The sequence below is a fragment of the Streptomyces sp. NPDC085460 genome (assembly GCF_044541975.1).
In the GTDB taxonomy this organism is placed as follows: domain Bacteria; phylum Actinomycetota; class Actinomycetes; order Streptomycetales; family Streptomycetaceae; genus Streptomyces.
The window spans coordinates 718311-740686 of the sequence record NZ_JBITTO010000001.1 but is presented as its reverse complement, the minus strand read 5'-3'; the positions used below and the strand labels follow the sequence as shown (position 1 = coordinate 740686).

The following is a 22376-nucleotide window of genomic DNA, read 5'->3' as shown; positions in this document are numbered from 1 at the left end:
GCGGACGAGGTATGGAAGTGGCACAGGTTCTCTTCAACGGCGTCTCGGCCGGCGCGGCGCTCGCGCTTGTCGCCGTCGGTCTGACGCTGGTCTTCGGAATTCTTCGCGTCGTGAACTTCGCCCACGGGGTGCTGTTCATGCTCGGCGCCTACGCGACCTATCTGTTCACGGTAAGGCTGTCCGTTCCCTACCTCGTCGCCATCGTTCTTGCCGCACTCGTCATCGCGGCGGTGGCCATCGGACTCGACCTGCTGGTGTTCAGACGATTCCACGGCATGAGTCTCGAGGGAGCGATCGCGGCGATAGCCCTGACGCTTCTTCTCCAGAACCTCGCCTTCCTGGTCTTCGGAGGAGCATCCCGCGGAGTCCGCGGACCGTTGGACGACGTGACCGTCACCTTCGCCGGTCTGACGATGCAGGGCCAGCGACTCTTCATCATCGGTGCGGCCGTCGTCCTCGTCCTCGCGCTCGGTTTCCTCGTCTACCGAACCCCGTTCGGACGTGCGATGCGCGCTGTGCAGCAGGACCCGTCCGCCGCGCGGCTCCAAGGCATCGGGCCCAGCCGCCTCAGCACGCTCACCTTCGGTCTGGGCGGTGCACTCGCGGGATCGGCAGGCGCCCTCGTCGCACCTGAACAGGTCCTTCTTCCCAGCATGGGGGAGGCGCCCCTGCTGCTCGGGTTCGTCGCCATCATCCTCGGCGGCATGGGCAGCGTCGGCGGTGCGCTGATCGCCTCGCTGGTCATCGGCATCGTCCAGAGCGGCGTCTCCACCTACTGGACTCCGCAGGCCTCCGTCTGGATGAGCTTCGCGCTCGTCCTCGTCGTCCTGACGCTCCGGCCCAAGGGGTTGTTCGGCCATGAGTAACCTCCATTCCTCCCTTCCCGGATCCGTGTGGGCGCGGCCCTCGACGGCGGTCATGGCGGTGTTCGGCGTCGCCGCGGTGCTCTTCGGGCTCACGCAGTCCGGCTACTACCTCCACGTCGGCGTGATCACGTCGCTGTCGATCGTGCTCGCCGTGACCCTCCGTCCGCTGCTCGTGGCGGGCGAGGCCTCTTTCTGCCACGGAAGCTTTTATGCGCTCGGCGCGTACACCGTCGCCACCCTCGCCACCGAGTACGGCTGGAACGTCTGGCAGGCCCTGCCGGCAGCCGGACTCGTGGCCGCTCTCGCTTCGTTGATCATCGGGATTCCGAGCCTGAGGACCACCGGCTCCTACTTCTTCCTGATGACCTTCGGCTTCCTCATCGTCGTCACCTCGCTGCTCCAGTACTTCAAGGGACTGACGGGCGGATTCAGCGGGATCGTCGGCATCCCTCAGCCGGACGGTGTGAGCACCGTCGACGACTTCTACTTCGTCTGCCTCGCGTTCGGCCTCCTGGTCGTCGTGGTGTTCACCGCTCTCGACCGATCCCGTTGGGGGTTGGAGCTGCGGGCCATCGGCGATGCGGCGGACCTCGCGGCGGCGGCCGGTGTCGCCACGTTCCGGCGCAAGCTCTCGGCGTTCGTGCTCGGAGCGTTCGTCGCGGGTGTCGCAGGCGGGCTGTTCGCCTCATACATGGCGTTCATCGCCCCAGCCACCTTCAGCATGTGGCTCTCGATCTACGTGCTCACCTACGTCATCCTCGGCGGACGCCGTTACGTGTCCGGCGCCGTGGTGGGAACGCTGATCCTGGGCGCGCTTCCCGTCGCCGTCCGCTGGTCCGATGCCTACGTCGGCATCGTCGTGGCCGCGGTGACGCTGGGCATCCTCATGGTGTTGCCGCGGGGTGTCGTTACCTCCGTCATCGAGCGGTTCGGCGCCGGATCCGCAGCCCGGCGAAACAACGTGAGCGACGAACTGCCGGCATCCGCCGATCTGCCCCCGCTCACCTCACTGCCGGCGACGAACGGTCCAGTCCTCACGGTCACCGGTGTCAGCCAGGACTTCGGTGGAGTCAAGGCGCTCACGGACGTGGAATTCACCGTGGTGGCGGGCGAGATCCTCGGCATCATCGGGCCGAACGGCGCCGGAAAGACCACCTTGTTCAACGTGCTCAGCGGCTTCCGGACACCGACCTCGGGAGAGGTCGTCCTCTCCGGGCGCTCTCTCTCCGGGATCCCGCCGCACAAGCGCGTCGCCGCAGGGCTGACCCGCACCTTCCAGGGCGCTGCCGCATTCGACTCGCTCTCGGTGGTCGAGAACGTCGTCGTCGGAATCAGGAGCGAGAGGAGGTCGGCGCTGTCGACCGCGTTCCAGCCGATCGCGGCGTCGACGGCGGACCTCGCACAGGCCCGTGCACTCACTCATCTCGTCGGCCTCGGCCAGTGGGACAACACGCCGGCCGGATCACTTCCGTACGGAGCACGTCGACGCCTCGGTGTTGCCATCGCTCTGGCAACCAACCCGAATGTCCTGTGCCTCGACGAACCCCTGGCCGGTCTGTCCGATACCGAAGTCGCGGACATGCTCTCGGCGTTGGAAGCCGTCCGGGCCCGGTTCCCCATCACGGTCATTCTGATCGAGCACCGGATCAACGTGATGCTCGAGATCTGCGACCGATTCCTGGCGCTCGACTTCGGGCGCGTCATCGCCTTGGGCGACCCGGCCGAGGTGGCGGCGAACCCAGCCGTGGTCGAGGCGTACGTCGGACAGGGAAAGGCAGCTTCCGGTCATGGCGAGTAACGCGATCAGTCTGCGTGGCATCACGGTCTCCTATGGACAGGGTCCCGCCCTCGATGGCATCGACCTCGATGTCGTGGCCGGGGCGACAACGGCCGTCCTCGGCGCGAACGGCGCAGGGAAGACGACCGCACTCAACGTCATCGCGGGCGTTCTCAAGCCGACCGCTGGGCGCGTCGTCGACTCGGCCGGAACCGAGGTGAAGGGTCGGACGGGCATCATCCGGCCCGGGGTGGCGATGAGCCCGGAGGGCCGGAAGCTCTTCGGGCAGATGACTGTCGAGGAGAACTTGCTCCTCGGTGCCTATGGCCTGCGTGATCCTCGGCCGAACAAGGACAAGTTGGCCGAGATATTCGACATGTTTCCGAGGGTCGCGGAACGGCGCCGACAAGCGGCCGGAACCCTCAGCGGAGGCGAACAGCAAATGGTCGCGATCGGCCGCGCCTTGATGCGTGAGCCCGACCTGCTTCTGCTCGACGAGCCGACCCTCGGCCTCTCGCCGCGGATCGCGGGCATCGTCGCGGACATGATCGCCCGCATTGCCGCCGGCGGCCTCACCGTCGTTCTGGTCGAACAGGACGCGGCCGTCGCACTGGCCCTCGCGGAACGGGCCTACGTCCTCGTCAACGGCCGTGTCGGGTTTGCCGGTGCGGCGCAGGAACTGGATCCAAGGGAAATCCTCAACACCTATTTCGACACTGACGCGAGATGAAATGAGCCCGTAATGAACGCGCGCTATGTTGACTTTCGAATCCGACCCGCAGACGACGCGACGAGCGTCGACCTCGAGGGCACGGACAGCGAGGGCTATACCCGTGTCTACGGAAACGAGTTCACGGGCGGTCGGTCCCTGCCCCACCTGATCGACGAAATGGAGAAGCACGACGTCATCGGCGTCATGCAGGCGGAGTGGGAAGAAGGCGACCCCGTCGCCGTCAACGAGCAGGTCCACCGTGCCGTCACGGCACACCCCGATCGTCTGGTGGCCGGCATCGCGACCACCGACCCCCGACTTCCCAACGCGCTCGAGATCCTGAAGCACGCCCATGACGATCTGGGGCTCCGCGGCTGGAACTTCCAGCCCGGTTTCCTCAAGGTGGCCGCGCACGATCCCGTAGCGGCACCACTGCTGAAGTACTGCCAGGAGAACGGGCACCCCGTCACGGTGCACAGTGGCATCAACTTCAGTGAGACTGGGCCGATTTCGTTCGGGCATCCGGCGGCGCTGTGCGAGATCGCGTGCGCCTACCCGGGACTCGTGATCGTCGCGAACCACGGCGGCTGGCCGTGGGTCACGGAGACGTTGGCCGTGCTGTGGAAACACCGCAACGTCTACGCCGACTTCGGGGCCGTGGCCCCGAAGCGGATGGTCGGACCGAAGGGCGGCTGGGAGCCAGTCGCCCACTGGATGAACACCATGATCTCCGACCAGGTCCTCCTGGCCAGCGACTGGCCCATGATCCGGCACGAACGGCTGATCGCCGAACTCGACCACCTCCAGCTGGGCGAAGAGTCGTACGACAAGTACACGCGCACAAACGCCGCCCGCCTCATCGACTCGATCTGGGGCACCCGCCTCGTCGATCACCTCAAGACAGGAGCCACCTCATGACCGCACGTGACCTGATAGCGGAGAGCGCCGAGGGAGTGCTGGCCCTCACCCTGAACCGGCCGGAGCGGCTCAACGCGCTCAGCGACGACATGCTCGACGGGCTCGTCGACCAGCTTCGGACGGTCGAGCAGGATACCGTCGCCGTCATCATCCGCGGCGCCGGACGTGCCTTCTGCAGTGGACACGACCTCAAGCACGCCGCCGCTCAGGGACCCCTCAACACCGTCAGCGCCCGAGCCGTGGCCCAGCGCATGCAGCGCGTGGCACACGCGATGCGTGAGTGCAGGGTGCCGATCGTCACGCAGGTGCACGGCTACGCGATCGGCGGCGGGGCCGAGATCGCGCTCAGCGGTGACATCGTGATCGCCGCCGAGGAGTGTGTCTTCCAGTTCACCGAGGCGTCGGTCGGGCGCGTCGTCACCAACGGTTTCACCAACCTGCTGCCCAAGACCGTCGGACCGGTACGCGCCAAGTCTCTCCTGTTGATGGGGCGGCCCCTGAGCGGTGCGGAGGCCGCGTCATGGGGTCTGGCCACGGAAGCAGTTCCCGAAGCCGGCCTGGAGATCGCTGTGAACAGTGCGGTCCAGGTGCTCGGCGAACAGTCCGCCTGGGCGGTCGGCGCCGCCAAGAACCTGGTCAACCGGGGCTTGCAGGCGAGCTTCGAGGCCACGATCGACCTGGAGATCGGGGCCGCGATCGAGGCGGAGCTGGGCGCCGATGCCGAATCCGGCGCGCAGTCCTTCGCACGCACCTGACCACCCCCCCCCACGAGAAGGAGCGAGATCAATGCCTGTCAGCAACGCCCTGCAGCCTGACGAGATCGGCCCCGCAATATTCGACCTCACGGGTCGACGGATCCTTGTGACCGGAGCGTCCAAGGGCCTCGGACAACAACTGGCCGTCGGATTCGCCTCGTTCGGTGCCACGGTCGCGTGCGTCGCGCGGAGCGAGGACGGACTGAAGAAGACGAAGGCTCTCATCGAGGCCGCCGGCGGCAACGCCTTCGTCTATCCCACGGATCTGTCCGACCCCGCGTCCATCACCGCGACCGTCGATTCAGTCGCGGAGGACCTCGGCGGGATCGACGTCCTCGTCAACAACGCCGCTGACGACCACGACTCCCCGATCGAGGACACCTCCCGCGAGACCTGGCAGCGGATCACCGACCTCAACAGCCGGTCGGTGTTCCTGCTCTGCCAGGCCGCGGGGCCGCACCTCCAGAACTCCGGCGGCTACGGAAAGGTGATCAACATCGCCTCGATCCTCGGCAGCGTCGGCATCCGCGACAACACCGCGTACATCATGTCCAAGCACGCCCTCGTAGGCCTGACGAAGGCCCTCGCCCTGGAGTGGGCGCGCAAGGGCGTCCAGGTGAATGCCCTGTGCCCCGGCTTCGTGGTCACGGACATGACCGCCGGCGCGTACAACGACGAGGCCTCCAGCCGCTGGGTCGTCCAGCGGACGCCGCTGGGTCGCTGGGGACAGACCACCGACTTCGTGGGCGCGGCCGTGTTCCTCGCGTCCCGGGCCTCCGACTTCATGACCGGCCAGTCGATGATCGTCGACGGCGGCTGGATCGCGCAGTGAGCAACCGAATCGCAGAGCAGCGGTGAGCAACCCGATCGCACAGCAAGGAGAATGAGATGAGTGAAGAACTGAAGCCCCAGCTCGCGCCGCGCGTCGAGAAGTACGTCATCGAGAACGGTCCGATGACCGTCGAGATGCGTACTCAGCGCAAGGGCCTGTCCCAGCTCGGCGGCGGGTTCGCCCGCTTCGACAAGGGTGGAGCGACCGCGCCCTGGAAGCTGCCGTACGAGGAGATCCTCTGCGTTGTCACCGGCATCCTCAGGCTCACCTTCGGCGACGAGGTGGTCGAAGCTCGCCCCGGCGATGTGGTGACCATTCCGAGGGGGGCCGAGGTCGTCTACGAGGGTGTAGCCGGGACGTCCGCGTTCTACGCGCTCACGCCGGCCGACTGGTACCGCGAGTACCCGAACGGCCTCTGATAGGCGCATCAGGATGCTGATCCGGTGAGGCCGAAGGCCATCAACCGCCCGGGGGCGGCACGGCGAACGTCGGGCTGTGCCGCCCCAGGTCCGTCTCCCAGCACCCCTTACACGACACAACACTCGTAAGCCACTGAGGTATTCATGACTGTCGACTTTTCGCCCGACCCCAGCGTCGCGGAGCTCGCCCAGCGCACCGCACGCTTCATCCGCGAGACTGTGCTGCCCCTCGAGAAACAACACAAGGGCGTCGTCCACACCGAGTCGATACGGCTGGAACTGCAGCGCGCTGCGAAAGAGGCCGGGGTCTTCGCGCCCCACGTCGCCGCCGAACTCGGCGGTCACGGTCTGGACATGCGTGGCAGGGCGGCGGTGTTCGAAGAAGCGGGCTACTCGCTGCTCGGCCCGCTGGCGCTGAACATCGCCGCCCCCGACGAGGGCAATATGCACCTGCTGGAGGCCGTCGCGACCGCCGAGCAGCGCGAGCGCTATTTGCGGCCGCTCGCCACCGGGGAAATCCGGTCGTGCTTCGCGATGACCGAGCCGGCCCCCGGCGCCGGATCCGACCCGAACGCGCTGACGACGCGAGCCGAACGCGTCCCCGGCGGCTGGCGCATCGACGGCCGCAAGTGGTTCATCACCGGTGCCGATGGTGCCGGCTTCGCGATAGTCATGGCCAGGACCTCTGGCGAACCGGGCGACCGTGGCGGTGCGACCATGTTCCTCGTCGACTCCGACAACCCGGGGATGAAGACCGTCCGGCACATCGAGACTCTCGACGAGAGCCTCTTCGGCGGCCACATCGAGCTGCTCTTCGACGGCTGTCTCGTCCCTGCGGACGCCGTCCTGGGGGAGGTGGACGAGGGCTTCCGGTATGCCCAGGTCCGGCTGGGACCGGCCCGGATGACGCACTGCATGCGCTGGCTGGGGATCGCCCGCCACGCGCAGGACATCGCGGTGGCCCGTGCCGCGGAGCGGGAGCTCTTCGGTTCTCGGCTGGCCGATCTCGGCATGGTCCAGCAGATGATCGCCGACAACGAGATCGACATCGCTGCCACGCGCGGTCTGATCCTGCAGGCGTGCTGGGAACTCGACCAGGGCGGCTCGGCCGCGCAGTTGACCTCCATCGCAAAAACGTTCAGCTCCGAGGCCATCTGGCGTGTGGTCGACCGATCGCTGCAGATCTGCGGTTCCCTCGGGGTGTCCGGGGACGCGCTGCTCGGACGCTTCTTGCGGGAGGTGCGGCCGTTCCGCATCTACGACGGCCCCTCCGAGACGCACCGCTGGGCCATCGCCCGCCGGGTCGTACGCCGGTACGAGACCGGGACCGGCAGCCAGGGCGGTGCGTCTTGAGCGCAGCAGCCCGGAGCACTGTGGACGGCCTCGACCTGGCCGCCCTGAACTCCTTCTTCCACGACCACGTCCCCGGCTTTCGCGGCGCCCTCTCGGCCTCCTTGATCCAGGGAGGTCGCTCCAACCTCACCTACCGGCTCACGGACGGCCACGCCGTCTGGGTCCTGCGCCGCCCGCCCCTGGGCGGCCTCACCCCCTCCGCACACGACATGGGGCGCGAGTTCCAGGTGATCTCCGCGCTCGCCGACAGCGGCGTTCCGGTGCCCCGTGCGGTTGCCTGCGGCGACGCATCCGTCATGGGTGCGCCGTTCTCTCTGGTCGAGTACGTCGGGGGAAGGGTCATCCGCACCCCCGAGCAGCTTCACACGCTGACGGACCAGCAGATCACCGCCTGTGCCCACGCCCTGGTCGACGTCCTCGCCGGCCTGCACGCCGTCGACCCCGGCGCCGTGGGGCTCACGGGGTTCGGCCGTCCCGAGGGCTATCTCTCCCGGCAGATCGAGCGCTGGTACGACCAGTGGACCCGGGTCCGAACCCGTGACCTCCCCGACATCGACACCTTGCACGCACGGCTCGCCGCCGCCTGCCCACCCGAGGCCGGGGCGTCGATCGTGCACGGCGACTTCCGCATCGACAACGCCATCCTCGCCCCGCACGACCCGTCGGAAGTGCGGGCGCTCGTGGACTGGGAGATGGCGACACTCGGGGATCCCCTGGCCGACCTGGGGCTGCATCTCGTGTACACCGATCCGGCTTTCGCCCCGGTGCTGGGCGGCGCGGCAGCGTCGACCAGCGAGCGCCTGCCCACGAGGCGCGAACTCGCCGCCCGTTACGCGGAGGCGAGCGGGCGCGACCTGGGCCGCCTGGACTTCTACCTGGGACTCGGATACTTCAAGATCGCGGTCATCGCGGAGGGCATTCACGCCCGCCACCTCCAGGGCCTGACCCGAGGCGACGGCTTCGACGCCGTCGGCCAGGCCCCGGGCCCCCTGGCCGCCGCCGGGTTGCGCGCACTCGCGAACGGCGCGTGAGTGGACCGCGATGCCCGGGCGGGCATCGCGGGTGACCCCGCTGCCACCGCCGCGCCAAGAAGTTCGATCGTCAGTGGCTGAGCCCGAGGGCGGCGCCGGCGTGCGGCTCAGACCGGCCGGCGGGACAGGCCCGGGATCAGGCCGGCGAGCGTGGCGCGGGTCGTCTCCGCGTCGGTGTGCAGCAGCGCCTGCATGCCGACCGCGCGCGCGCCGAGCACGTTCGGCTCCGCGTCGTCGACGAAGAGCGCTTGGTGTGCTGGCATACCGAGCCGGTCCAGAGTGAGACGGTAGATGGGGGCCAGCGGCTTGCGCAGGCCGACCTCACCGGAGATCACCACGGGATCGCAGACGGGGTCGATCAGTTCGCGCGGGTAGATGTCGCCCCAGCTGTTGGACAGCAGGGCCACGCGGATGCCGAGGCCGCGCAGCTCGCCGGCCAGCTCGAACATCGCTTGGTCGGGGCGCAACCCGGCGAACAGCCGGGCCAGCAGGCCTACTGGGTCGACCGCGCGGCCGTCCACCGTTTCCAGCTCTGCGGCGATCAGGGTGTCGAAGTCCTCGACGGTCAGCTCACCGGTCTCCAGCCGGTGGATAGGGGTGCCGTCCTGCGCGCGCCGGGACAGCCAGGCCTTGAGCGTGCGCGAGAACGAATCCGGATCGATGCCGTCGGCTTCGATCCATGCCGCGATCGAGTCGCGAACGGGATTGGTGAGGACACCTCCGTAGTCGAAGACCACCGCGTCCACGCGTGCCGTCACCGCAGTGCCCCCTGCGCGGTCTGGCCCATCGTGATGGCGACGTCGGCCGGAGCGCCCCCGGTACGCGGGGCGGCGCAGGCCGTGGTGAAGCCGGACGCGTTCGGACATGTGGCCCTGTCGATCGGCGAGAAGGCAGCCGCCACGATGACGACCTCAGGCATGGATACTCCTCCCGACTGACTAAGCGCTTGCTTTCGAGTGGCAGTATAGGACTCCCCTGATCGAAGGTGAACCTGCGATCAGCCAGGCTGGTGAAGAGCTTCGCCCCGGCCACGGGGGCGGACGCGACCCAAGGCCGAGCAGCGTGCGGGCGGACCGGCGCCACGGCGTACGTGTCCACGGGTAGTGACGGCAGCACCCCGTCACTCCATCGAATACAACTCCAGTGGTACTTCCTGACCCGGTCCGGTCTCGGCCCAGATCGTCTTGCCCTGGCGGCCGTACCGCGTGCCCCACATGCGGGTCAGCTGAGCCACGAGGAACAACCCTCGGCCTCCTTCGTCCTCGTTGCCGGCGCGGCGCAGATGCGGAGAGGTGTGGCCCCCGTCCGAGACTTCGCAGATCAGCGTTCGGTCGACGTCACGGAGCAGGCGCAGACGGACAGGGGGGCTGCCGTAGCGGATCGCGTTGGTGACGAGTTCGCTGACGACCAGTTCCGCGACGAACGCGGCATCGTCCAGCCCCCACTCCTGCAGCTTCTTCCGGACATGTGCGCGGGCTGCGGCCACTTCTGCCGGGTCCGAGGGGACATGCCAGGATGCCATGCTGGCTTCGGAGAGGGCGTGCAGGCGCACCAACAGCAGTGCGGCATCATCCTCTGCGGATCCCTGGGAACGCAGCGAGACGACCTCGTCGCACGTTCCTTGCAAGGAGCCCGTCGAGGCCTCCAGGACCCGGCACAGGTCCGCCATTCCCTCGTCCACGTCCCGACTGCGCGCTTCGACCATTCCGTCGGTGAACAGGGCGAGCAGCGTCCCCTCGGCGAACTCGAACTCCACGCTTTCGAAAGGCAGGCCACCGATGCCCAGCGGGGGGCCTGTGGGCACCTCGAGCGGTTCAGCCTGCCGGGCCCCTGGCCCCCGCCCAGTGGCAACCGGCGGGAGATGGCCCGCACTGGCCATGGCGCACGTGCGGGACGTGGGGTCGTACACGGCGTACAGGCAGGTCGCCCCCAGCGCTCTGTCATCCCGCTCGTCGCCGGGCGTCCGGTGGATTCCGATCCGCGCCTGTCCCACCAGGTCGTCCAGCCGAGTGAGGAGTTCGTCCGGCGGCAGGTCCAGGGCTGCCAGCGCCCTCACGCTCGTACGCAATCGCCCCATGGTGGCAGCGGCGTCCACTCCGCGCCCCACCACGTCGCCGACCACCAGTCCGACCCGGGCGCCGGACAGCGGAATCACGTCGTACCAGTCGCCCCCCACGCCCAGAGGGCCGGTGGCGGGGACGTAGCGGTGCGCGAAGCCGATTCCGTTCGGTTGCGGAAGGGCTTGCGGGAGGAGTTCGTGCTGCAGTTTCAGCGCGGTGGCGCGCTCGCGGATGTAGCGGCGCGCATTGTCCACGCACACCGCAGTGCGCGACGCCAGTTCTTCGGCAAGCGCGCGGTCTGCCTCATTGAAGGGCGCGCGGGGCGGCTGCCGAAGGAGGGTGACCTGGCCGAGCAGTGTGTCACCGAGGAGCAGAGGCGGAGCCAGCAGGTGGTTCGCGCTCGTCGATCGACTGCCGATCACACCCAGTACCTGATCACCTTGCGCGATGGACGGATCGCTCGTGGTGCGCTCCGCCATGAGGCGCAGGCCCCCCGGTGCGCCCGAAGCAGCGAGCGGGGCCGCCTCGCCGGCCAGGACCGACTCCGCTACCTCGACTCGTACAGAGTCGGCCAGATCCGGAACCACGAGCTCCGCGAGTTCCTCCGCCGTCTGCCGGACGTCGAGCGTCGTACCGATGCCGCTTGCCCGGCTGAGCAATGCCAGGCGGGCCTGTGCCTCGTAGCGTTCCGTGATCTCGACGGCCGTCTCGCAGACACCCAGAGGGTGACCCGCGTCGTCCTGCAGCCGGAAGTACGAGCACGAGAAGACCCGATAATGCGCCGAGCCCTCGGGAATTTGTCCCCGCCAATGGATGTCCAGTACCGGCTCTCCGCTACGCAACACCTCCTCCAGCACTTCCTCCATGGCGTGGTAACCCGGAGGGGACAGGACCGCGCCGTGCGGGAACAGCGCACTGATGGCCTGTCCCACCCACGCACCGGCGTGCCAGCCCATTGCCTTCCGCACCGCATCGTTGACCCACCTCAGGCGGGCATCCCTTCCGTAGACAGTCAGCGCCACCGGAAACTGCGTGAAGAGCCCCGACAGCATCGACTGGTCCGTCATCCACTCCCGATAACGGTCGCCGGCCACCGCCATCACGACCCAGGCGGGCCCTTCCGGGTCCTGCTCCACCGGGAAGACACGCAGGACCGTCTCCACCGACGATCCGTCGGGGCGCCGAACGGTACGGTTCTCGATCCAGCCTCCCGCGGACGCCCCTGGTGCTCCCGCGGCCTTGAAGGGCTGTAGCACTTCCCCCTGGGACCGGACGTCGCGCATTACCTCGTTCACGGGGCGGCCGAGCACGTTCGGGGCGTCTGCACCGAACAGATCGCGGGCTGCCGGATTCCAGCCGGTCAAGCGCCCGTGCGCGTCCACCACGACCACGGCTGCGGTGGTCGTGTCGAAGGGGTTCCGACGACCTGCCTCGTGTGATGCCTGGATCGCCACCCTGCACCTCTGCCCAGTACGCGGATGTCTGAAATTCAGGCTACGCCCGGACACCCAGGCACGCTGGAGGACGGATATACGCGACACCCGACCGCACCCCCGGGACGTCGGCAGTCTGTCGGCACCTGCACAGGGCGAAAGAATCGGCCAGGTCGGCCACCAGGTACGGCTGAACGAGATGGGTGACCAGGGCACACCTGGGCCCGTTCCTGAAGCAGCCGGTCGGAGGGCCGCCCGGTCGCGCACCACACCCCGGGTGCGTACCGCTACGTCCAGGAGGAAGGACGCCGCGAGCCGGGTCAGGCCAGTCCCGCGATACACGCCAGTGCCCCGTCCACCGACAGCGGCCGGAAGCTCTCCGTGCGTATGGCGCTGTCGGCACCCCCCGGCTGGGCACGCGCGCGGGCAGGCTCGGCACTCTTCTACTCGGGCACCTCGCCCGCGCCCGCTCTGACCCGCTCGACCCAGCGGGAGGTGCCCTCGGGGCGGTCGAAGCCGACCCTGATTCCAGCCAACTCCTCCACGCCAAGTGCCAACACCTGCTGCGCGCCGGCCAGAGGGTTCAGCGTTAACCCGGCGTTCTCTTCGACCCGCCGTTCGAGCGAGCGGAATACGACATCAGCGGCCTGCACGCAACCCGGTCGCACGTCGTAGAACGCCGCGATGGCGGCCTGGATCAGCAGACTGGCACCGAGTGCGCCCAGCGGACGGTCGATGAGGATGCCGAACCGGTCGTTCGGTGTCCAGCGGGGGAAGAGCCCTGTGAGGTCCGTGTTCTCACCGCCGATGAGGTACTGGAAGCTCGAAGGCTTCGGCTGTGTGGCGGTGTGCATCGGGGTGGTCCTTCGTCAGAAGTCGGCTGGGGTGTCGCCGTTGACAAGACCGCCTTTCTGGTGGTTGAGAGTGCAGGGTGCGCCGTCCGTCGTGCGTGGCGGCCGATGGAAGACGCTGATCGGGCATGCCCCGGGCGGTGATGCCGCGCGGCGGTCCGGGGTCGGCGACGTACACGCCCCGGCGCACAGGCGGACGACATCCGCATCGAGATCACTGCGTCGGTGTGCGGATTCACGGGCTGACGACCACGCCGGCCGGGGTGTGTCCATGCCGTCGTCGGGGTGGCTTACGCCTGCGCCATCAGGGCTTTGAACGCGCCCGGGTGGCGGGCGGAGGACACGGATGTCGCGGCAAGAATGCCGACCGGGAAGACGGCGACGACGAGGTATCCCCAGGTGTAGAGGTGGGGCTCCGGCACTCCGGGGATCTCGGGGATGGAGGCGAGGGACAGGACGATCGTCGTGACGGCGGCGCCGAAAGCGGCGCCGATCATCATCACCGTTGCCGGGATGCCGGCGGCCATCCCGGCCTGGTCCTCGTCCACCACCAGCTGCGGGATCGCGAACGAGCCGCTGTAGCCGGCGCGGCTTCCGAGACCGACGAGGGCCGAGCCGACGAGGTACTGCCACGTGTGGTCGTGGGCGAACGCGAGCCACACGAGTCCGAGGCCGCACAGTGCCGCGCCGGCGGCCAGGATGACGCCAGGGCGCCCCTGCTGCACCATGCGTTCCGCCGCCTTGCCGCTGATGAACATGGTCAGCGCGAACGGCAGCAGGAGGAGGCTCGTCCCGAGCGCGTCGGTGCCGAGGCCGTATCCGACCTCGACCGGGGTCTGGGTGTAGTAGGTGACCAGCAGCACGAAGGCCGCATCGACAGCGCCGAACAGATAGGAGGCCACGCAGGCTGTCGTGGCGTACGGCCGCTTCAGCATCGCGAGGTCGAAGACCGGGGCGGTCGACTGGCGCTGTGCCGGAACCCAGGCGACACCGGCGACGACTCCGACGGCAAGGAGCAGGTAACACACGTTGCCCCAGACGCTGATCTGCGCCATCGCGAGCAGCACCAGGGTCACCCAGGCGATCATCCACACCGTTCCCCACACGCCGATCCGCGCCGAGGAAGCGGGGCGCGAGCGCGGAACGACCGCGAGAAGTGCCGCCGTGGTCACCACGAACGCCGCTGCCAGAATGTAGAAGAACGTCGACAACGACAGGTACTTCACGGACAGGCCGCCGCCCACCATGCCGGCCACGACCCCGGTTCCGGTGGAGATGATCAGGACGCTGACCGCGGTGGCCACCGAGCCGCCGGAGAGGTGGCGGCGCAGGAAGCCGACCGGGAGCATCTGTGCCGCGCTGCCGAAGCCGAGCAGGGCCGACCCGACGATCAGCGCCGGGTACGTGTCACCGATGGCGGGGATCAGCGCGCCCGCCGTGAGGATGACGCCGGACCACAGCAGCATCGTGCGGTCGTCGACGATGTCCTGCAGGCGCGGAATGAGCACGAAGCCGGCGCCGCTGCCCAGGAGCATCGCGGTGAGGACCCAGGTCGCCGCCGAGACGCCGACGGCGAAATGGCTCTGCATCAGAGGCAGCAGAGGCCCCAGCATGAAGTTGACCGCGATGGTCACCGTGCACAGCAGCGCGGCGACGCTGATCAGCGGGCCCCGCTTGCTCGAAGCCTGGGCTGCAACGCCTGTTCCTGCGCTGAGCGCTGTGTCGTTCGTTCCTGCCATGGTGATTCACTCCCGTTCGAACTGGGGCGCCGTCGCCTCCGGCTGATCCGGTCGCGCCGACGTGTGAGGTGGGTCTCAAGGTGCGCGGCATGGCCTCGCCGCGGCTACGACAGTGCCGACCGACATGCGGGTGTCCGCGGTGCACCGTGCACCACATCGACGCGCCGCTGTGCGTGGACGCCTCGGTAACAGCACTGGACGGGCACGAGCCTGACGATCTGTCACTTGGCGTCTTGCCTGGTGAGGATCAGGCTCTGTGCGGAGAACGCGAGTTCGGCGAGCCCCGCCCGCTCGGCGAGGTCGAGATTCTCAACAGCCGCCCCGATCAGGCGACCAGAGTGTCCCGCGGCACGCAGTGCGGTCAGCGTGGCCCGGGCGGCCTCGCCGAAGGTCTTCACCGTCGCTTGATCTGTCTCGTGGGCGTCGTGCGCGATCGCAGTCGCCATCTCCGCCGTCACTGCCTCGAGCAGGGCGATTGCCTGCGCTGCCGTCGAAGCCAACGCCTGCGGGGACAACCCCTGTTCGATCGCATAGGCCGCCGCCTCGACGTAGGCGCTCAGCGCAGCGATGAAGAACGCGCCAAGCATGCCCGCCCCCAGCACGCCGGCGCCGCGCACCTCGTCGGAGACGTGCTGTGACGCGCCGCCGAGGCTCACGAAGATGTCCTTGTGCTCCTCCCAGAGTGCGGCAGGGCCGGACACGACGACCATGCCGCGGGAAGAGCCGATGTCGTTGGGGTAGCAGGCGATGAACCCGTCGAGGTAGGCAGCGCCTCGCTCGCCAGCCCATCGCGCCATGTCCTCGGCTTCGTCGGGCGATCCGCTGACCAGATTGACCAACGTGGTGGCGTCCCAGTCGGTGACTGGCTGGAGAGCCGCTCTCGTGCTCTCGTAGCTGTCGGTGCAGGCGACGGAGATCCGCGACGCCTGCACCGCTTCGTCGAGGGAAGCCACAGGAGAGACCCCCGAGTCGGCAAGCGCGAGAGCTCGTTCCGGCGAGCGGTTCCACGCGGCCACCGAATAGCCCTGCCTGGCGAGGGTTCTCGCGAGCGCGGCTCCCATCAGCCCACAGCCGATGACCACGACGTCGTACCTCTTCGTGCTGTCCATGAATTCATTCCTTTCGACGATGTGCCGCGTCGCTCGTCACCGGCGGCCGATGCGGGCGTACACCTCAGGTGGTTCTTGGCGGAGCGCAGTGCGTGCGGTCGGCGTTGCCGGAACTTGGGTCACGACGACTCCGATGGAGGCGAGTGCGGGCGCGACGGGCTGGTGCCAGACAGCAATCCGGCCATGACCGACGCGGCGATGTAAGGCGTCGGTGCCCCGTGACCGTTGCCAGCCGGTGATCACCACCCGCTGCACGATGCCGAGGTGCCCGGAGGCGGTGGGATTCAGCGGGTCCTGGTTGCGCGGAGTGATACTCGGGTCCGATCGCTGGTGCTCGTCATCGCGCTCCTCGGTCGCACATCGGCCGACAGGACCGAACTCGTTCCCTGCCGCGTCGACAGTGGCCGCTGGGACCGGCGTCTTCCCAGGGCACGTCGGTGCAGGATCGAGGCGGACTCGGTGCACTCTGCACCTTGCGCGGCACCGTGGTGGACGAGGCACTCTGCCCCAGAGTCCCGTTCCACGCCTACGATGGCGGTGCATGCAGATGTTGTGGCCGAACCCGTCCGACCGGGTGTGCGAGCTGATCCGACAAATCGCCGAAAGCCAGCTGCCGGTGTCGGACGAGGTCGCCGACCAGTTGTGGCGGGCCTCGCAACGTGAGACGCGGCAGCGCGAGTACGTCGACGATCCCGTGCTGTCGGGAGCGGACTGGCGCCTCGACAAGGCCAACATGACGCACTGGCTGGCGTCCAACCTGCAGGAGCCGGGGCGCCGGGTGACTCCGGCCAAGGGCAGCGAGATGCTGATCTTTGCCCGGGACCTTGTGCTGCGCGGGATGGACGTGAACGAGCTCGGGTCCTGGCGCGCCGCCCAGCGGGTGGGGTGGGGGTTGTGGGTCGAGGAGTGCTTCGCCGCCACCACGGACCGCGACGAGCTGCGCGAGCTGCTCGAGGTGTCCGCCAACTCGCTGACGACCTACATCGACGACTCGATCGCCGCGGTCGGCCCGCAGCAGATCTCCCGGGTTTCCGGCAGAGCCATCTGGATGCCGCCGCCGCACAGCGCCTTCTGGCCCGGATCGGATCGCCGCGGCAGGTCGTCCGCTACGAGGACGTACATCTCGTCGACCTGCTCACGGCCGACCTGAGCCAGGCCGAGCACTTCGTAGCCGGCACTCTCGGCGATCTGGCGACGGCCGACCCGGTCCTGCAGCGCACGGTTCGTACCTACGTCGCGGAGGGGTACAGCATTTCGAACACCGCCGACCGGTTGTTCGCACACCGCAACACCATTGACCGACGTCTCACCAAGGCCCGCACAATGCTGCCGAGGCCGCTCGACCACGATCCGACAAGCATCGCGGTCGCGCTGATGCTGGTGGAGCTGCGACAGGACCCGCGGTCCGGTTGTTGATCGGCTGCGCTGAGGCTTCAGCGCCGACCAGCCGTCCCTCGAATCCGGAAATCAGGCCGCTTCCCAGAGGCCGGCTTCCAGGATCCGGGCGGCCTTGGTGATGCTGCCCGGCATCAGGTGCCGGTAGGTCCGGTACGTCTCCTCGATGGACTTGTGGCCCATCCATTCCGCGACGTCGGTGATGGGGATGCCACCGCCGAGAGCGTTCGAGGCGAAGTAGTGCCGGAAGCCGTACATGCCGACACCTTCCTCCGGCGGAAGATTCTTGAACAGCCTCTTCACTCGCCGCCGCTCCATGCCTTCGGTGAAGTAGCCGCCCGGGCCACGCAGCAGGTAGCCGTCCGGCGTGGTGCCGTGCTTGGCCTCATAGCGCTCGATCGCCTCCCGCACCGACCGAGACAGAGGTACCTCACGGAACTCCCCCGCCCGGCGGTGCTTCAGCTTCGCCGGCCTCAGCGTGTTGGAGTGGATCTGCTCACGCACCCGGTAGACGTCCGGGGCCACGACGTTGTTGATGTTCACCGCTCGCGCCTCGCCGTTCCGCAGGCCGCACCCCGTCATCATGACGATCTCCAACGCCAGGTCCCCATCGGCAACAGCCAGCGCCTGTTTCACATAGGCGAGGGACGGGATGACGACCGTTCCCCGAACGTATTCAGGTTCCTGGACCCCTTTCACCGGGTCGTCCGCCATGGCCCCCTTGGCATAGGCGTCGCGCAGGATGGTCTTGAGGATCCGGAAGATGTTCACCTGATTCCCCCGGCCGACCCCGTCGCTCTCCATCTCGTCCAGGAAGCGCTCGACCACCATCGGGGTAACCGAGTTCAGCTTCCGCGCTCCCAGGCGCGGGACGATGTGCACGTTGATCGAGCTGTCGACATGCTCTCCCGTGGAGTAGTCCGTCATCCGGCGCTGCCGGGGCCGCCACTGCTTCGCGTACTCCTCCACCGTCAGCTGCCCCAGCTCACGACGCGCCGCCGCCACCGACGGCGCCGTCGTCTTCTTCTCCGCGTACAACTGTGTGAGACGCTCGATCGCGTCGTCCTGCGTGGCATAGCCGGATTCCTCGCGCTGCTTGCCGAGGGCGTCCCGGAAGCGGATCGAGTACGGGTGAGGGCAGCGGGTCGGCTTCGCGCAGCCGCAGTCCTTGAAGAAGGACCCCATGCCGCGGGCGAGCTGTCGGGCCATGTGACGCACCATCCGTTCCAGCCCAAGAACCTGCTCAGGCGCCGCGCTGCGGGTCGCAGGTCAGCAAGCGCAGACACCATGCGGACGCATGCTGACCGTTTGCTGACCTGAGGGGGGCACATGATGCCCCTGACCTGCGGCGACGCCAAATAGTCAGATCTTGGACTTGAACAGAGTACGCAGCACTGTGAACTCCTCTGAGACGGCTCCCTGCCCGCTTTGTGCAGGTCAAGGGCGCTCGCGACTCTACATCGGCACGCGCCGGACGATGTTGGTGAGGAACATCGCTTCGCCTGGGCCGGCAGCGGCCCGTGCCTCGTGAGTTCAGCTCGGGGCGATCGTCACGATGTCAGGGGCGATGTCCAGCACCAGGAGCGCGGCCGCCACGTGGGTCGGGTTGTCCTCCACCTTGACGGTGGAGAGCTCGTTGGCGCGTGAGACGCGCCGTTCGACGGTGTTGCGGTGCGCGTAGAGGTCGGCGGCCGCCCGGGTCGTGCTGAAGCCGCACTGCACGTAGGTGAGCAGGGCCTGCCGCAGGGCTGTGTCGGCTTCGGCCAGCGGCCCGAGGGTGTTGACGACGAACCGACGCGCGCCGGGCCGGTCCTTCGTGAGCGCGTCGATCAGCTCGACGTCGGCGTAGGCGGTGAACCGCCGGCCGGAACCCAGCCGGATCACCAGCGCCTGCGCCGCGAGGGCGTCCTGGTGGCCGGCGCGGAATCCTTCGAGACCGCGTCCCGGCTTTCCCACCGCCGCGCGGACCGCGTCGGTCGCCGCGAGGTCCTTCTCCACGTGGTGCAGGTCCGGGACGGTTTCCCCCGAGAGCCAGATCCACCGCGACGTGGCGCTGGCGCGCGCCACCAGGGCGCTGCGGCCTCCGGCGGAGCAGCGGACGGCGGCGATCGCCTCGTCCAGGGCGTCGGCCTCCTGGGGATCGTCGACCCAGAGGACGAGGCCCACGTGCCACCGCGCCATCCGGTAGCGCAGGCGTCCTTCGGCGAGGTCCTCCGCCATCGGCGCCCCACTGGCGATCAGCTGGATCAGTGCGATCCCCTCGGCATCCGTGTTCCCCATCGCCGCGGCCAGGCCGGCTTGCCGCAGGGCCGCGACGGAGTCGAGGGCGTACTGCACCAGCGACTGCGCCGTCACGTCCAGGACCCCCACGAGGAGGTCGGGGTCCGCGCAGTCCGCCACGCATTCCTCCAGCCATCGCCGCCAGCCGATGCCCAGGGCCACACGCCAGGCGACGGCGAAGTCGGGCGCGATGCCCCGGGAGACGAGATCGTTGATGTACGCCGTGGTCCTCGGACTGACGTAGGGCTCTACCCTCCGCCCCGGTTGCTGGACGTTCGCGGTCAGCCATTGGACCACCTCGGAGCGGTTGAGCGCGCGATCCTCCTCGACCAGCGACGCGTCCGCGAGGAGAGCGGGATCGTTCTGGGCGACGAGAGAGGGCCTTGCGAAGGTGTCGATCAGGGCGTCCGTTTCCGTCAGCAGGCGCTGGCACAGGGACCTGATCGCGTCGGCGACCTCACGCGAGGGCGGGGGCCACAGCTCTTCCATGTTCTCAGTGTCCCTCTGCTCTCGGGGAGCCGAGGCTCCTGACATGCCGTTTCACCGGCAGGTGAAGGGCTCGTCGGCGACCTGACCGCCGACGGGGGCGCGGGCCCTCGACTGCTGTTTACTACCACTAAACGGCGGCAGATTTATCACGCCCTCACCGGCGCCGCAAGGGGGGCAACGCCATCGCCCCCTCCCCCTCCGCAGGGGCGCACCGATCGCCCCTGGCGCGCATGCCTTAGCCTCGTGCCCACGGAGAGGACTCGTCCGGGTCGGCCCGTCACCTGACAGGCACACGACCTCGGCCTCGGGACGGGCGGTGAGCACAGCGTGTCCATCGGTGACGGCGGGACAGCGGGCGGAGCGGAACGGGGCGCCGCCGCCCTCGAAGCGTCCACCGGCGCGCAGCTGCGGAAGATCAGGCTCGACCGCGGCTTGTCGTTGACGGAGGTCGCGCACCGGGCAGAGGTCACCAAGGGCTTTCTGAGCCAGTTGGAGCGTGGGCTCACCAGCGTGTCCGTCCCGACGTTGCTGCGCGTCTGCGAGGTGCTGCGGATCGGGGTCGGGGAGCTGTTCGCGTACCCCGACGAGCAGGTCGTGGACGGCGGAAGCCGGATCGGCATGGGTGGTGAGGGCGTGGCCGAGTACCTGCTCACGCCCGCCGGCGCCACGGCGTTCCAGGTCTTCCGTTCCGTGATCGAGCCGGGCGGGGGCACCGGCGGCCCCTATCGGCTCGACACCGCCGCGATCTTCGCGATGGGGCTGAGCGGTTCGACCCGTCTGATCGTCGGGGGCGAGACCCGGATGCTGTCGGCAGGGGCGTCCACCTCGTTCTCCGGCCGGACGCTTCACCAGTTCGACAATCCGGGGACGACGGTGAGCGAGGTCCTCTGGGTCCTGTCGCCTCCTCTGCCGCGCGCCGCGCGAGGGCCCGCCTAGATCCTGTCGTCGCGTGCCGGGCCCGCGTCTGGAGTGCCTCAGGAACCCCCTCGCCTGCCACGGCGGAGCGCCCGCCGGGCCCGTGTCCTGCTGCCGTTGAAGAAGTCGTTGAACCGGTCCAGCCCCCAGATGGCCCGGAGGACGAACGGCCGCATCAGCAGCGACATCGCCGGCGAGTACGTCGAGGCGTCCGACCAGATGCCGGCGAGGTCCTCCGGCATCTCGCCGTCGACGATGTAGTCGGCGAGCTGATGGGTCACGTACGGCACCTGGCAGAGACCGTGGCCGTTGCAGGCCATCGCGTAGAAGACGTTGTCGCCCACCTGCCCGGCGACCGACAGCCAGTCCGGGCTGATGCCGATCCAACCGCCCCAGGCCCGTTCGATGGCCACGTCGGACAGCGACGGGAACCGGTTGGCCAGATCCTTCCCCATGTCCCGCACGACAGCGGGGTCCGGGACCCGGTCCGGGAGCGGGTAGGTCTGGCCCCGCTGTGCCTTGCGGACCCCGCAGACGATGGTGTTGCGCTCGGTGAGCCGGTAGTGGGTCATCAACTGGTGCTGGGTGATGATGCCGGACCGACTGGTCCAGTCCAGCGCGGCGAGCCGCTCCGGCGCGATGGGTTCCGACTCGATCTCGATGACGTACAGCGGCGTCGCGAGGTTCTTGGGCGTGATGTCCCACTCGCCGCCGTAGACGCTGGTCGCGAGCAGCACCTTGCCGGCCCGCACGGTGCCGTGCGGTGTCGTGATCTCGACGATGCCGCCCGCGCGCCGGACATCGCTCACCCGCGTCCGCTCGAAGACAGTGGCCGAGGAGGCGAGCAGTGCGCGGCGCACACCACGGGCGAGCTTGCCCGGGTTCAGCATCCCGCCGATGGATTCCCGCATCCCGCCCACGAAGCCGGCGGGGAGGCCGAGTTCCTCCCTGCTGCCGACGGTCCCGCCCCCGCCGAAGGCGCGCAGGATCGCCGCCTGGGTCCGTACCCTGAGCATCATGAGGGGTGAGACCGCACCCCACACCAGGCCGTTCGCCACGTAGTCGCAGTCGATGTCGTGCCTCTTGATGAGGTCTTCCACGTAGCGGCCCGCGTGCTCCGCCAGTCTGGCCATGACCGGCATCTTCTTCGGGGACTGGAGGCTGAGCATCCGCAGGTCGCCACCCGGCGCCCCGGCGATCTGGCCTCCGTTGCGCGAGGCCGAGCCGTAGCCGCAGAACTCGGCCTCCAGCAGGACCACGTCCTGGTCGCGCTCCGCGAGGCGCAGAGCGGCCGCCATGCCACCCATGCCGCCGCCGATGACGGCGATGTCGCAGGTGAGATCTCCGTCCAGCGCGGGCCGCACGTCGTCCGGCGGGTCGATCCAGCCGGTGAAGCCGGTGTACTTCGTGCTGTCGGTCCTCATGCTGTCCCGGTCTCCTTT

Annotated in this window: 21 protein-coding genes; 12 read left to right on the top strand and 9 right to left on the bottom strand. The window is 68.6% G+C overall.

Annotation, left to right across the window (positions count from 1 at the left end):
* The first annotated feature begins 11 nt into the window (after positions 1–11).
* The 9 genes from ACIGHB_RS03165 to ACIGHB_RS03125 all read left to right on the top strand — a co-directional run bounded on the left by ACIGHB_RS03165 (position 12) and on the right by ACIGHB_RS03125 (position 8663).
* Positions 12–866: a branched-chain amino acid ABC transporter permease gene (locus ACIGHB_RS03165; RefSeq protein ID WP_399909075.1), complete on the top strand. Its 855-nt coding sequence runs from the start codon at positions 12–14 to the stop codon at positions 864–866.
* A complete protein-coding gene (locus tag ACIGHB_RS03160) occupies positions 859–2664 on the top strand; it encodes an ATP-binding cassette domain-containing protein (protein ID WP_399909073.1) in 1806 nt (601 codons plus the stop codon). The genes ACIGHB_RS03165 and ACIGHB_RS03160 overlap by 8 nt, the downstream gene beginning before the upstream one ends.
* Positions 2654–3373, top strand: coding sequence for an ABC transporter ATP-binding protein (locus ACIGHB_RS03155; RefSeq protein WP_399909071.1), 720 nt, complete (start codon positions 2654–2656; stop codon positions 3371–3373). The genes ACIGHB_RS03160 and ACIGHB_RS03155 overlap by 11 nt, the downstream gene beginning before the upstream one ends.
* A 12-nt stretch (positions 3374–3385) precedes the next feature.
* On the top strand, positions 3386–4273 hold the full coding sequence (locus ACIGHB_RS03150; RefSeq protein WP_399909069.1) for an amidohydrolase family protein: 888 nt from the start codon (positions 3386–3388) through the stop codon (positions 4271–4273).
* Positions 4270–5028, top strand: a complete 759-nt coding sequence (locus tag ACIGHB_RS03145; protein WP_399909067.1) for an enoyl-CoA hydratase/isomerase family protein — start codon at positions 4270–4272, stop codon at positions 5026–5028. Before ACIGHB_RS03150 ends, ACIGHB_RS03145 begins: the two co-directional genes overlap by 4 nt.
* A gap of 31 nt (positions 5029–5059) precedes the next feature.
* Complete coding sequence (locus tag ACIGHB_RS03140) at positions 5060–5860, top strand: SDR family NAD(P)-dependent oxidoreductase (RefSeq protein ID WP_399909065.1); 801 nt, start codon at positions 5060–5062, stop codon at positions 5858–5860.
* Positions 5861–5916: 56 nt separating this feature from the next.
* On the top strand, positions 5917–6279 hold the full coding sequence (locus ACIGHB_RS03135; RefSeq protein ID WP_399909063.1) for a cupin domain-containing protein: 363 nt from the start codon (positions 5917–5919) through the stop codon (positions 6277–6279).
* 144 nt (positions 6280–6423) lie between these two features.
* Positions 6424–7632: an acyl-CoA dehydrogenase family protein gene (locus tag ACIGHB_RS03130; RefSeq protein WP_399909061.1), complete on the top strand. Its 1209-nt coding sequence runs from the start codon at positions 6424–6426 to the stop codon at positions 7630–7632.
* Positions 7629–8663: a phosphotransferase family protein gene (locus tag ACIGHB_RS03125; RefSeq protein ID WP_399909059.1), complete on the top strand. Its 1035-nt coding sequence runs from the start codon at positions 7629–7631 to the stop codon at positions 8661–8663. Before ACIGHB_RS03130 ends, ACIGHB_RS03125 begins: the two co-directional genes overlap by 4 nt.
* Positions 8664–8770: 107 nt before the next feature.
* Here the strand turns inward: ACIGHB_RS03125 and ACIGHB_RS03120 are convergent, their stop codons facing one another.
* The 6 genes from ACIGHB_RS03120 to ACIGHB_RS03095 form a co-directional block, all read right to left on the bottom strand.
* On the bottom strand, positions 8771–9421 hold the full coding sequence (locus ACIGHB_RS03120) for an HAD family hydrolase (protein WP_399909057.1): 651 nt from the start codon (positions 9419–9421) through the stop codon (positions 8771–8773).
* The gene (locus tag ACIGHB_RS03115) at positions 9418–9582 is read right to left on the bottom strand and encodes a hypothetical protein (RefSeq protein WP_399909055.1); all 165 of its coding nucleotides are present in this window, start codon (positions 9580–9582) and stop codon (positions 9418–9420) included. Before ACIGHB_RS03115 ends, ACIGHB_RS03120 begins: the two co-directional genes overlap by 4 nt.
* Positions 9583–9783: 201 nt before the next feature.
* Positions 9784–12177 (bottom strand): SpoIIE family protein phosphatase, encoded by a 2394-nt coding sequence (locus ACIGHB_RS03110; RefSeq protein WP_399909054.1) that lies wholly within the window; start codon positions 12175–12177, stop codon positions 9784–9786.
* 422 nt (positions 12178–12599) lie between these two features.
* A complete protein-coding gene (locus ACIGHB_RS03105) occupies positions 12600–13010 on the bottom strand; it encodes a hypothetical protein (RefSeq protein WP_399909052.1) in 411 nt (136 codons plus the stop codon).
* A 287-nt stretch (positions 13011–13297) separates the two neighbouring features.
* Complete coding sequence (locus ACIGHB_RS03100) at positions 13298–14746, bottom strand: MFS transporter (protein ID WP_399909051.1); 1449 nt, start codon at positions 14744–14746, stop codon at positions 13298–13300.
* A gap of 221 nt (positions 14747–14967) precedes the next feature.
* A complete protein-coding gene (locus tag ACIGHB_RS03095; protein WP_399909049.1) occupies positions 14968–15855 on the bottom strand; it encodes an NAD(P)-binding domain-containing protein in 888 nt (295 codons plus the stop codon).
* 541 nt (positions 15856–16396) lie between these two features.
* On the opposite strand from ACIGHB_RS03095, the gene ACIGHB_RS03090 reads away from it, so the two are divergent.
* Both ACIGHB_RS03090 and ACIGHB_RS03085 read left to right on the top strand, forming a co-directional pair.
* The gene (locus tag ACIGHB_RS03090) at positions 16397–17005 is read left to right on the top strand and encodes a hypothetical protein (protein WP_399909373.1); all 609 of its coding nucleotides are present in this window, start codon (positions 16397–16399) and stop codon (positions 17003–17005) included.
* A complete protein-coding gene (locus ACIGHB_RS03085; protein WP_399909359.1) occupies positions 16900–17271 on the top strand; it encodes a helix-turn-helix domain-containing protein in 372 nt (123 codons plus the stop codon). The genes ACIGHB_RS03090 and ACIGHB_RS03085 overlap by 106 nt, the downstream gene beginning before the upstream one ends.
* 51 nt (positions 17272–17322) lie before the next feature.
* Here ACIGHB_RS03085 and ACIGHB_RS03080 read toward each other — a convergent pair whose 3' ends face one another.
* Complete coding sequence (locus ACIGHB_RS03080) at positions 17323–18459, bottom strand: tyrosine-type recombinase/integrase (RefSeq protein WP_399909047.1); 1137 nt, start codon at positions 18457–18459, stop codon at positions 17323–17325.
* A 324-nt stretch (positions 18460–18783) separates the two neighbouring features.
* The gene (locus ACIGHB_RS03075; RefSeq protein ID WP_399909045.1) at positions 18784–20019 is read right to left on the bottom strand and encodes a PucR family transcriptional regulator; all 1236 of its coding nucleotides are present in this window, start codon (positions 20017–20019) and stop codon (positions 18784–18786) included.
* A gap of 327 nt (positions 20020–20346) precedes the next feature.
* Between ACIGHB_RS03075 and ACIGHB_RS03070 the strand changes: the two genes are divergently transcribed.
* On the top strand, positions 20347–20955 hold the full coding sequence (locus ACIGHB_RS03070) for a helix-turn-helix domain-containing protein (protein WP_399909043.1): 609 nt from the start codon (positions 20347–20349) through the stop codon (positions 20953–20955).
* Between the two features lie 38 nt (positions 20956–20993).
* On the opposite strand, the gene ACIGHB_RS03065 is transcribed toward ACIGHB_RS03070, so the two are convergent.
* The gene (locus tag ACIGHB_RS03065) at positions 20994–22358 is read right to left on the bottom strand and encodes an FAD-binding oxidoreductase (protein WP_360308674.1); all 1365 of its coding nucleotides are present in this window, start codon (positions 22356–22358) and stop codon (positions 20994–20996) included.
* Positions 22359–22376 lie beyond the last annotated feature (18 nt).